Raw genomic sequence first — 12,220 nt, 5'->3', positions numbered from 1 at the left:
GTTCACCTCTGCTTATTGTTATAACCAGCAGATTAGCTGATCTCCCTGCAAAGGCTGGCGCTACTTAGAGGACACAAACGCCATGATCCGGTGTGCTCAGGTCAGCGGATTCCAGCGCTGCGACCAGTCTTCATCGGACCGGATCAATTCACGCAGCAAATCGAAAGCCTGTTGCAGGGTCGCCGAGTCACGATCACGCGAATACACCAGGTAGGTCGGGTAACTGAACTCCGGGGCTTTGGGTACGGCTTCCAGTACACCGCTTTCCAGGTAACTGCGGACCACGCGGGTGCGGAAATAGCCGCTGCCGCCATTTTCGAGGATGTACTGCAAAGCCAGTGGGCCAAGGTTGAAGCTCAGCGGGGCTTTGGCTTTTTCCGGCAGGGCTGCATCGTGTTGGCGTCGGAAGTCCGGACCCCAGTCGATGTACACGTAAGGATCGGGTTTGCCGGCGAGGCGCACCTGCACCAGTTTTTCTTCCAGTACCTGCTCGACCTGCAAGCGCGGCCAGTACTCCGGCTGATAGACCAGCGCGGCATCGAGTACGCCCAGTTCCAGTTGCCGCAAGAGGTTTTCGCCGTCGCGGATTTCCATGCGCAAGGCGTGGCTGGGAATCTTCTCGCGCAACTCACCGGCCCAACTGAGCATTAATGGGTTGCACAGGCTGACCTCGCCACCGATGTGCAGCACATCGCGGTAACCCTCAGGCAACGGCAAATCCCGACGCGCCGCTTCCCAGGTCTCGACCAGTTGATTGGCGTACACCACAAAGGCCTCGCCATTGGACGTCAGGCGCGCGCCGGCACGGTTGCGCACGAACAGCGTGCTGCCGAGCTGGCTTTCAAGCTTCTGCACGCGCGCGGTGATCGCGGTCTGGGTGACGTGGAGCTTTTCAGCTGCGGCGGCGAGGCTGCCGTGGCGAACGATTTCCAGAAAGGTGCGGGCGAGGTCGATGTCCATGGGGCGGCCGGTGCGGGAAGTGCGAGCATTGTAGGAGCACTCCCACCCGGTGGCGAGGTGTGCGCACTACACTGCAACCATTTCCAGCCCAACGCAGACTCAATGTGGGAGCGGGCTTGCTCGCGAAGGCGTCGTACCATTCAACATTGATGTCGACTGACACTACGCCTTCGCGAGCAAGCCCGCTCCCACATTGGAGTGTCGGTGTTTGCAGAATCGTTGTTCAAAACGCAAAACACGAACAACCAAACGCGCCCCAGAATCCCTGAAAGTCACTGACGGGCGCTGACGACATCCGCGCCCGCTCATGGCTGTGGGCATGCACCGCGCAGGCACCGGCGCATTGGTGAACCTGCGCGGTCATCGGCGTCAGATGTTTCCAGTGCCCCGGCACCTTGGTCACCGGCGACCATTCCGGCACCACAGGGATCGGCGGCGGCCCGAGTTTTTCGAACTCGTGGGTGCCGTGGACAATCTTGCCGTCGACAATGGTCAGCACCGACTCGATCCATTTGATCGCTTCATCCTCGATGTGGAAGTAGTCCGCCGACAGTGCAATCAAGTCAGCCAGTTGCCCGACTTTGATCATGCCTTTCTTGCCCTGCTCGGAAGAGAACCAGGCACTGCCATGGGTGAACAGTTCCAGCGCCGTGTCGCGGCTCAGGCCTTGCGGGTACAGCTCCAGGCCACCGACCGTGCGGCCACTGACCAGCCAATACATCGACGTCCAGGGGTTGTAGCTGGAAACGCGGGTGGCATCGGTGCCGGCGCCGACCGGAAGGCCTTCGGCGAGCATACGAGCGATGGGCGGGGTGTGTTCGGCGGCTTTGGCACCGTATCGGTCGACGAAATACTCGCCCTGAAACGCCATCCGGTCCTGAATCGCAATGCCGCCGCCCAAGGCTTTGACCCGTTCGATGTTTTGCGGCGTGATCGTTTCGGCGTGGTCGAAAAACCACGGAAGACCGTTGAACGGAATGTCGCGATTGACCTTCTCGAACACGTCGAGCATGCGGCTGATGGATTCGTTATACGTCGCGTGCAAGCGAAACGGCCAGCGTTGCTCCACCAGATGCCGAACCACCGGTTCCAGTTCCTGCTCCATGGTTTGCGGCAGGTCCGGGCGCGGTTCGAGGAAGTCTTCGAAATCCGCTGCTGAGAACACCAGCATTTCCCCGGCACCGTTATGCCGCAGGAAATCGTCACCCTGGCCGTAGTGTGAAGTGCTGGTCCAGTTCTTGAAGTCGCTCAGTTCTTCCTTGGGTTTCTGGGTGAACAGGTTGTAGGCGATGCGCACGGTGAGTTGTTGGTCTTTGGCCAGTTGCTGAATGACCTGATAGTCGTCCGGGTAGTTCTGATAACCGCCGCCGGCATCGATGGCGCTGGTGATGCCCAGGCGATTGAGCTCGCGCATGAACTGGCGGGTCGAGTTGACCTGGTATTCCAGCGGCAGTTTTGGCCCCTTGGCCAGGGTCGAATACAGGATCATCGCGTTGGGTCGGGCGATCAGCATGCCGGTCGGGTCGCCGTTGGCGTCGCGCTGGATTTCACCACCCGGCGGGTTCGGCGTGTCGCGGGTGTAACCGACCACTTTCAGGGCGGCGCGATTGAGCAGGGCGCGGTCGTAGAGGTGCAGGACAAACACCGGAGTGTCCGGTGCGGCCTTGTTCAGTTCATCAATCGTTGGCAGACGCTTCTCGGCAAACTGGAATTCGTTCCAGCCACCGACCACCCGCACCCATTGTGGCGTGGGCGTGCGATCGGCCTGGTCCTTGAGCATGCGCAAGGCATCGACCAGTGACGGCACGCCTTCCCAGCGCAGTTCGAGGTTGTAATTGAGGCCACCGCGGATCAGGTGCAGGTGCGAGTCGTTGAGGCCGGGAATCACCGTGCGACCGTGCAGGTCGATGATCTGCGTACCCGGGCCTTGCAAGGCCATGGCCTGGGCATCGCTGCCGACCACCACAAAGCGTCCGTCCTTGATCGCTACGGCGCTGGCCTGGGGTTTCTTGCGGTCAACGGTGTGCAGGCGTCCGTTGTACAGGATGAGGTCGGCGGGGGTATCGGGCATGGTTTTACTCCCTGCGAAAAGCGGGCTGATCCAGGCACCGACAGCACCTGCCGAAAGGCCTTGCAGTACACGTCGGCGATTAAAACCGTCAGGGTCGTCAGGTGGGCTCATGGCCGTGCTCCGCGCAATGGGGTCGGGGGCAAACAGCCGATGTCTGACGCAGGCGGCCAGAAGGAATATAGACGGTGAATCCGCAGGGGGCCGTTTTCCGGAGGCGGAAAACGACGAATCCCGCCACAAGGGGCGGGATTCGTTGATAGTCAGACAGGCTCCCGAAGACCGGGAGCCGTCGTCTTAGCTCGGGAACAGCTCGGACAGTTTCATCGCCAGCATCATGTCGCCTTCGGCGCGCAGTTTGCCGCCCATGAACGCTTGCATGCCGTCGGTCGAACCGTCAACGATGCCTTCCAGGGTTTCGCCGTCCATCACCAGGGTGACCTGGGCGTCAGGGTTCACGCCTTCTTGCAGTTCGCAGGTGCTGTCTTTGACGATCAGCGAGAAGTTCTTTTCTTCGTCGATGCGGAAACCGAAGACCAGGTCCAGACCGGCAGCAGCGGCTGGGTTGAACTTGGCTTTCATTGCTTGTACGGCATCAGCTACGGAGGTCATGGTTCGATCCTTTCTTGGGTAATTAGAGCTGGGTGATTACAGCCAGGGTCACAATAATCCGGACTCAGCGAAACGTGATGAGTTCCGGGGCCTTCAACAGTTGCAGGTGTGCATGACTGTTGAAGGAAGCCAGCGCCACCTCGCGACCACGAAACTTCAAGTGGTTGAGCGAGGTGTTGACGATTTGCCAGTTCAGTTCGAATGCCTGCCGGGCAGGCATTTGTGTAATGAGGTGGAGCAGGGCAGTAATGGTGCCGCCGGAGGTAAACACGGCGATTTTCTGGGTGCTGTCGGCGCTTTCCAGGATTCGTTGCAGGCCACCCTGCACGCGCTCGACAAAGCCCAGCCAGCTTTCCAGGCCCGGTGTGTCATAGGATCCGGTGAGCCAGCGTTCGATGATCAAGGCAAAGATGCGCTGGAATTCGGCGCGGTTTTGCGCGGCGTTGCGCAGGATGTCGAGGGCCTCGGGTTCGTCTTCCAGCATGGCCGGCAGCAGCGCGCGGATTACCGCGTCGGCGTCGAACTCATTGAAGGCGGAATCGATTTCCAGGGTCGGCACCGGCAGGCCTACGGCGGCATACTGTTCCAGCGCGCTGTTGGCGGTATGTTGCTGACGGCGCAGGTCGCCCGAGAGGCAGCGATCGAAGCTGATACCCAGCTCGGCCAGGTGTTGGCCGAGGATTTCTGCCTGGCGAATACCGGTCGGCGACAGGACGTCATAGTCGTCTGCACCAAAGGAGGCCTGGCCATGTCGAATCAAATAGATACTGCCCACGTCCGCGTCATCCCGGTACGTTGAAGGTTTGGCGAGGTTATGAGGATGGCGCTGAGCTGTCAATGAAAAAACATACGCTTGTTTGAAATGGCCGTTACAGGCCTGTTGCCAGAGGTTTCACGGCTGGTCGTCGAGCTGGCGCATGGGTATGCTGAACACATCCCGCGCGTGTTTTAAGTCGCGCAATGTCATGAAGGAGTCAATGTGGAGTTTCTCACCGAGTACGCCAGCTTTTTGGCCAAGACCGTGACACTGGTGATCGCCATTCTGGTGGTCCTGGCCAGTTTTGCGGCGTTGCGCAGCAAAGGTCGACGCAAGGCGGCCGGCCAGTTGCAGGTCAGCAAGCTCAATGATTTCTACAAAGGGCTGCGTGAACGCCTGGAGCAAACCTTGCTTGACAAGGATCAGCTCAAGGCCTTGCGCAAGTCCCAGGCTAAATCCGAGAAAAAGCAAAAGAAAACCCCCGAGGCCAGGCAACGCGTGTTCGTGCTGGATTTCGACGGCGACATCAAGGCGTCTGCCACCGAGAACCTGCGTCACGAGATCACCGCGCTGCTGACGCTTGCCACGCCCAAGGATGAAGTGGTGCTGCGCCTGGAAAGCGGCGGCGGCATGGTTCACAGCTACGGCCTGGCGTCCTCGCAACTGGCGCGGATCCGCAATGCGGGCGTGCCGTTGACCATCTGCATCGACAAGGTCGCGGCCAGCGGCGGCTACATGATGGCGTGCATCGGCGAGAAGATCATCAGCGCACCGTTCGCGATTCTCGGCTCGATCGGTGTGGTGGCGCAGTTGCCCAACGTCAATCGCTTGCTGAAAAAGCACGACATCGATTTCGAAGTGCTGACCGCCGGTGAGTACAAACGCACCCTGACCGTGTTTGGCGAAAACACCGAGAAAGGCCGTGAGAAGTTCCAGGAAGACCTGGACATTACTCACCAGCTGTTCAAGAACTTCGTCGCGCGTTATCGCCCGCAACTGGCCATCGACGAGGTCGCGACCGGTGAAATCTGGCTCGGCATCGCCGCGCTGGACAAGCAACTGGTGGACGAACTCAAGACCAGCGACGAATACCTCGCTGAACGAGCGAAGAAGTCCGAGCTGTACCACTTGCATTACGCCGAACGTAAAAGCCTGCAAGAGCGCATCGGCATGGCGGCCAGTGGGTCGGTCGATCGCGTCTTGCTGAGCTGGTGGAGCCGGTTGACTCAGCAACGCTTCTGGTAATCGTCAGCGCATAGCGTGTTAAAAAAACCGGGCTCATGTCCCGGTTTTTTTTTGCTTGGACTCTGTCCGCCTTCCTTCCTGAAATGGCGAAATCTCCTAAGTCGGCCGTCGTCGTTGTCCTGCATTCGATTGAATAGCGGTTGGTTAGGGTGATGTTCCAAATGTTCGCAATGGAATGCACATGACCGATCTCAATCCTGACAATGTCGCCCGTCCGCTACGAATGCGCGACGAACTCAACGCCGCCGTGAACATCGCCCTGCCACAAACCCCTGGGCAATTTGGTGCCCGTTTGATCAAGGAAAAGTGGGGGGCGGATATCGATCCGCAGTCTGCCTCTCTGGTCACGCTCGATTACGACTACAAGGGCCATCCTGCAAGGGACGGCATTCATCAAGGACAAGTGGCGAGCTCGCAATCGCTGCTGCAAGCGCTGCTTTCCAATTATCAGACCGTGGGCGACGGACGTTTCGCAGAAACCGCGTTTGGCCTGTACACACCGCCGGACATCGGCCCTTGCGTTCGAATCGTGCAGCATGTCGACGAATTTGCTGACCACGGCAGCGGCAATCACCAAACCTATGAGGGCATTTATCGCCAAACGATCCCACAGGCCTATGGGCCGTCGACACAGATCACCTTAAAACCCGCAGACTTCAAGAAATGGGTCTGGGAAATGGATTTGCAGGGTTTGTACAAGACTTATCTCGATCAGGCCTGGCCGACTGACGCGGCGCTCATGGCACCGCAAGCCTATGGGTTGAGGACGTCGGTCAAAGCGGCATTTGTCATGAGCGCCTGGTTGCAGCGACAGGAGCAACGCTTGAGTGAAGAGGGGCGGAAGCTCGCGATGCAGGCTGCAGGTTTGCCGCTGGATCAGGCATGGGAAACGCTGTCCACCGAATCGCTGCAAGCATCCACCCGTATTCCGCCCATGGTCACGGCAAGCCGTTTAAGGCTGTATCGCTACACCGCGACCGACATCTGGATCTTTCGTGTGGCCACCAGCCCTCGGGTATTGATGTACATCCCGGGCAATTCTTCACCGCTGCACGACTTCGCCGACGTTTCGCAGTTGCACCAATGGGTGGTGAAACAGAGCAACGCCAGCGCCACGAAGCAGGCCCTGGCTTCTCACTTTATCGAAGATGATCGACAGGACGGCACGTTCCACGCCGGTGTGCTGACGGCGCTGGATGGCATGGCGAATTACCCCCGAAAGCATTGGCTGACGAACAATGCCGGTTTTTTCAACAATGATGGCTATTGGGACCCCGCCGAGTACATCGGCTTCGATGATCAGCCCCCCGCGACCGACCCGTTTGCGCAGTTGGTTTTGACTATGAAGCAGGCGGCCTGGGAGAGCGTCAAAACCATCCGGGACGATGCACAAGTCAATCGCGATAATTTGAGCGCCGTTGTTGAGCCGGTCGTGCAGTGGATAAACCGTTTTGGTCCGCTGGCCTTGTTTGTGCCGGGAGGAGAGGGGGTATTGGCACTGGCCGGGCTCATCGACGCTGGTTACGGTCTGGATCAGGCTGTGAACGGTGAGACGTCGAGCCAACGCAAAGAGGGCGTAACGCGTACGGTGTTTGGCCTGCTCAATGCGCTGCCGCTGGCCGGCGCAGCGGCGAACGTTAGCGTTGGAAAGGCTGAGGCCGAGGCACTCACACCCAGTGAGCACGTCACCCTCGTAACGCCAGCGGAGGATAGCGTGGCAGCGCCTGCCAGCCTATCGCGGCTGGAGTTGATCCGCGGCATCGGCCCCTCGGTCGCGTCATTCGGCGATGAAGTCCTGGCGCAGATCGCCAAGGTCAGCGCTGTCGACGACGATATGCTGCGGTTGATGAACGCCGGCCGGCCACCGACACCGTTGCTGGCTGACACGATCAGTCGCTTCAAGCTCGATCAGGAACTGGGCGGGTCGGGGAAAGCCGGGTTGTTCAACGGTCGTTATGCCGCTTTACAGCAATCGACGCATAAGTGGGTCCGGCTGTTTCAGCGTCAGTATCCGGGGCTTCCCAAAAGCGCCATTGAGCAGATGCTCGACCGCTACGGCGTAGACATTCACGCGACGCCCGACGTCAGCGAGGTCAAGCAAGTGTTCAAGCGCCTGGACAGCAAGGCCCGGCAATATCAGCAGCATGTCCGTCTCAATCGTGCCTACGAAGGCTTTTACCTTGGCTCTATCGACAACCCCGAGACAGACACGCTGGCCCTGCACTCACTGGCGCATCTACCGGGATGGCCCAAAGATCTTCGAATAGACATTCTTGACCGTTCACCTGCTGGCCGGGTACTGGACCGCAGTGGTCCGCTTGATGCCGCTCACTGTCGAAGCATCATCAGGGTGGGGAATCGCTATCAGCGACAAGGCATGCAATCGGACTTCTACGAAGCCGTCCTCGGGATTCTGTCAGTTGATGAACGTTCGGCGTTACACCTGATATCCGATGATTCTGCCAATGAATTGCGACGCAAGGTTGCCGCGGTGGCACTGCCTCGCTCGCAAACCCTGCTCGGGTTACAAAGGATGGACAGCGGGCTGACGTTTGAACCTCGGGGCTTGCGTGGCGGAGGTTATCCCTCGACGCCGCAGGGCGCAGCCATGACCCACGAGATGATGAGGTTACAGATTAAGGAAATTTATCCCGACTTCACCGATACCCGGGCAGATGAGGCACTGCAGCGCGCGGGCAACAATACACAGGCTTACATCGATGGGTTGAAGCTGCAATTACAGCAACTCAACACCGACCTGAGCAGTTGGGTAGATCAGGCTGCCGAAGATGTCCATGACATGGAGCTTGGGTTTCTGGCGTTTGGCGATGAGGCGGCGCAGGGTTTGACCCCGGCACAAGTTGCGACCTATAACGTCCAGCTTCTGATGGAAGAGATGGCGGACGAGCGTACGCTCAGGACCGAGCTTGCGCAGGAACTGACTGCCATTTGGCAACAGCGGGGAACGGGGCCGAGCACCACGCTGGATATGAACTTCGAAAACTACCACCGACTACCGGCGTTGAACGTGAGGTTCGACGACGTGACCGAGTTGTTGATGAAGGGCTTCCACCTGACCGAACAAGACAGTCTGAACGGATTTCTCGAGAGCTTCCCTAACCTCGAGATTTTGAATCTGGATAATGTGGACTTGCGTCATTTTTTCGTGGCAGGCGACACGGGTCATTCCCTGCCTCCGGCGATGGGTCGATTGACGCGCCTTCGCTCACTACACCTGCAAGCAACACAGCTGGTATTTACTGACAGTGCCGCTTCACAACTGCGTGACCTGACCCGTCTGCAAACGTTGGACTTGAGCGACAACCCCTTGGGCGTGCCGCCGTTGGTGATGGGCATGAACGATCTGCGTCAGCTCAACCTCAGAAATACTCAAATCACCCGATGCCCGATCGGTATCAGGGAGGAGCCCTATCTGACGTCGCTGGATTTACGTGATAACCAGATCACCCGGGTACCGCCAGCGGTCATCAACCAGGCTGTCGAAGATGATTATGTATTGCTCTTGCGAAATCCGCTGACAGATGAAGACACGCTGCGCCGATTAGTCAGCCATCGAGAGGAAACGGGCGTCAATTTATGGCTCAGCGTACCCGGCGCCGGCTATGGCACGCCGATGGTATGGCTGCGAGACTGCGACGAAGCGTTGCAACAGTCCCGAACGGCGCTTTGGCAGCGACTGGCAGACAAGCCTTCCGGCACACGATTTTTAGCCGTCATGGACAGGCTGAGTCTGACAGCTGACTTTCGGGTCTGTTACGTGTCGCTGCAGACGAGAGTCTGGCGATTGTTGAACGAGGCCGATGCGTCTGAGGAAATGTGGGATCAATTAAGTCGCAGCAGCGGGCGCTTTGATCATCCGATGGCGGCTTTCAGGGCGTTGGAGGAGCGGGCCAGTCTTTAACGTGAAGCAGGAGGGGAGCCTTGAACCCCGAAAGGGGTTCAAGGTTTGACCATCAGCGGCGACGGAACAGCGGCAGCGGTTCGTCGGTGGCGGCCTGATAGGTCACCGAGAAGTCCTTGAGACCTTCAAGGGCTTCATACGGGTCTTTATCGGCGCGAATCGCAAATGCATCGAACCCGCAGCGGTGCATGTAGAACAGCTGGTCGCGCAGCACATCGCCGATCGCCCGCAGTTCGCCTTTGAAGCCGTAACGGTCTCGCAGCAGACGCGCATTGGAGTAGTTGCGCCCGTCAGTGAAGGCCGGGAAGTTCAGGGCAATCACCTGGAAATTTTCCACGTCATCACCGATTTCTTCGGCTTCTTCATCGGCATCCAGCCACACGCCAAGACCGCCATCGCGGGCCTTGAGCATACGGCTGTGTTCGCGCCACAGCGTCAGCGGGACAATCAGGTCATCGCAGTTGCTGATCTCGTCGATGTTGAAATCCTTGGGCAGCAAGTGCCAGGTTTCGTCGACGACCTCGTTGTTCTTAATGATTCGCTGCATAGACGCGTTCCTTGAAGAGGTCGATGCCAATACGCTGGTAGGTGTCGATGAAACGCTCGTCTTCGGTACGTTGTTCGATGTACACGTCGATCAGCTTTTCGATCACGTCAGGCATGGCTTCCTGGGCAAAGGACGGGCCAAGGATTTTACCCAGGCTGGCGTCACGGCTGGCACTGCCGCCGAGGGACACCTGGTAGAACTCTTCGCCTTTTTTGTCCACCCCGAGGATGCCGATGTGGCCAACGTGGTGGTGACCACAGGCGTTCATGCAACCGGAGATGTTCAGGTCCAGTTCACCGATGTCGAACAGGTAATCCAGGTCGTCGAAGCGACGCTGGATCGATTCGGCAATCGGGATCGACTTGGCGTTGGCCAGCGAGCAGAAGTCACCGCCAGGGCAGCAGATGATATCGGTCAACAGGCCAATGTTCGGCGTGGCGAAACCTTGCTCGCGCAATTCGCCCCACATCGCGAACAGTCGGGACTGTTCCACGTCGGCCAGGATGATGTTCTGTTCGTGAGAAGTGCGCAGTTGACCGAAGCTGTAACGATCGGCCAGGTCGGCCACGGCGTCGAGTTGCTTGTCGGTGATGTCGCCCGGTGCGACACCGGTCGGCTTCAGGGACAGGGTCACGGCCACATAGCCCGGTTTCTTGTGCGCCAGGGTGTTGCGCGTGCGCCAGCGTGCGAAACCAGGGTGCTGCTGGTCGAGCTCGGCCAGTTCGGCAGTCTGGTTGTCCAGGGCCTTGTAGTCAGGGTCGACGAAATGCTTGGCAACGCGATGCAGTTCAGCCTCGGTCAACGTGGTCTGGCCACCGCGAAGGTGTTCCATTTCCGCGTCGACTTTTTGTGCGAACACTTCAGGCGTCAGCGCCTTGACCAGAATCTTGATCCGCGCCTTGTACTTGTTGTCGCGACGGCCATAGCGGTTGTAGACCCGCAGGATGGCGTCGAGGTAGCTCAACAGGTCTTGCCACGGCAGGAATTCATTGATGAACGCGCCCACCACCGGCGTACGACCGAGGCCGCCGCCAACCAATACACGGAAGCCCAATTCGCCAGCGGCGTTATGCACGGGCTCAAGGCCAATGTCATGGACTTCAATGGCGGCACGGTCAGACGTCGAACCGTTGACCGCGATCTTGAACTTGCGCGGCAGGTAGGCGAATTCCGGGTGGAACGTGGTCCACTGACGGACGATCTCGCACCATGGGCGCGGATCGATCAGCTCATCGGCGGCGACGCCGGCGAACTGGTCGGTGGTGACGTTGCGCAGGCAGTTGCCGCTGGTCTGGATCGCGTGCATCTGCACGGTCGCCAGCTCAGCCAGAATGTCCGGAATGTCTTCCACGGCCGGCCAGTTGAACTGCACGTTCTGCCGGGTACTGATGTGGGCATAGCCCTTGTCATAGTCGCGGGCAATCTTGGCCATCATGCGTATCTGACGCGAAGTCAGTTGGCCGTATGGCACCGCCACACGCAACATCGGCGCGAAACGCTGGATATAAAGCCCGTTTTGCAGGCGCAGGGGGCGGAATTCTTCTTCGCTCAGCTCGCCTGCCAGATAGCGTCGGGTCTGATCACGGAACTGCTTGACGCGGTCCTCGATGATCCGCTGATCGTATTCGTCGTATACGTACATATAAGTCCTGTTCTCAGGCTTGGGTCGCTCGGATACAGCTGCGTTTTTTGCTTGCCGCAGTCCAAGAGCCTCTGCAATTCTGCGCGCACGGCCGCGCACTCCCTACGGAGCCGGGGCAAGATACCAGTTTGCAGTTATGCGCAAAAGTGATGTTTGAGTATATGTAAAGAACCAAAACGCCTAACAAGAACCGTTATTGCCAAACCCTTATTTGTGGTGCGGGCAATCGTCGTCTTTACTGTGGTCGAGTCTTTATGCAATCACCGATAAAACCGACAAGAGGCGATGCAATGAGCAACCCTACCAAAGCGACAAAACCTGATAGCACGGTCGATGCTTGGGCGATTCTGTTCCTGATCATTCTGGTCGTGGGCACTGCGGTATTTTGGGTCAGCCATCAATAACCGACCCCGTCCGGGCCCGGTTCCGACGATTGTCGGACAAAAACCGCAATAAACGCCGTTTTA

Annotated in this window: 8 protein-coding genes; 2 read left to right on the top strand and 6 right to left on the bottom strand. The window is 58.7% G+C overall.

The features are described 5' to 3' along the window. Positions 1-96: 96 nt before the first annotated feature. From BK660_RS02180 to BK660_RS02160, 4 genes are all read right to left on the bottom strand, one after another. Positions 97-960 (bottom strand): LysR family transcriptional regulator, encoded by an 864-nt coding sequence (locus tag BK660_RS02180; protein ID WP_123431869.1) that lies wholly within the window; start codon positions 958-960, stop codon positions 97-99. A 223-nt stretch (positions 961-1,183) separates the two neighbouring features. Continuing rightward, positions 1,184-3,031 (bottom strand): amidohydrolase, encoded by a 1,848-nt coding sequence (locus BK660_RS02170; protein ID WP_185044931.1) that lies wholly within the window; start codon positions 3,029-3,031, stop codon positions 1,184-1,186. Between the two features lie 294 nt (positions 3,032-3,325). Then, positions 3,326-3,640 carry an SCP2 sterol-binding domain-containing protein gene (locus BK660_RS02165; protein WP_123431867.1) on the bottom strand — a complete coding sequence of 105 codons (315 nt, stop codon included), beginning with the start codon at positions 3,638-3,640 and terminating at the stop codon, positions 3,326-3,328. Between the two features lie 64 nt (positions 3,641-3,704). Next, positions 3,705-4,415, bottom strand: coding sequence for a histidine phosphatase family protein (locus BK660_RS02160; protein WP_123431866.1), 711 nt, complete (start codon positions 4,413-4,415; stop codon positions 3,705-3,707). Between the two features lie 204 nt (positions 4,416-4,619). Between BK660_RS02160 and sohB the strand changes: the two genes are divergently transcribed. Both sohB and BK660_RS02150 read left to right on the top strand, forming a co-directional pair. Beyond that, complete coding sequence (gene sohB / locus BK660_RS02155; RefSeq protein WP_123431865.1) at positions 4,620-5,642, top strand: protease SohB; 1,023 nt, start codon at positions 4,620-4,622, stop codon at positions 5,640-5,642. 181 nt (positions 5,643-5,823) lie between these two features. Next, positions 5,824-9,564, top strand: a complete 3,741-nt coding sequence (locus BK660_RS02150) for a dermonecrotic toxin domain-containing protein (RefSeq protein ID WP_123431864.1) — start codon at positions 5,824-5,826, stop codon at positions 9,562-9,564. Between the two features lie 52 nt (positions 9,565-9,616). Here the strand turns inward: BK660_RS02150 and BK660_RS02145 are convergent, their stop codons facing one another. Next, positions 9,617-10,111, bottom strand: a complete 495-nt coding sequence (locus BK660_RS02145) for a DUF934 domain-containing protein (RefSeq protein WP_123431863.1) — start codon at positions 10,109-10,111, stop codon at positions 9,617-9,619. Beyond that, positions 10,095-11,753, bottom strand: a complete 1,659-nt coding sequence (locus tag BK660_RS02140; protein ID WP_123431862.1) for a nitrite/sulfite reductase — start codon at positions 11,751-11,753, stop codon at positions 10,095-10,097. The genes BK660_RS02145 and BK660_RS02140 overlap by 17 nt, the downstream gene beginning before the upstream one ends. Positions 11,754-12,220: the final 467 nt, after the last annotated feature.

It is taken from the genome of Pseudomonas brassicacearum (assembly GCF_003732265.1).
GTDB classification, from domain to species: Bacteria; Pseudomonadota; Gammaproteobacteria; order Pseudomonadales; family Pseudomonadaceae; genus Aquipseudomonas; species Aquipseudomonas brassicacearum_D.
Note: the sequence above shows the minus strand (reverse complement) of the source record. Positions and strands in the feature narration are given on the sequence as shown.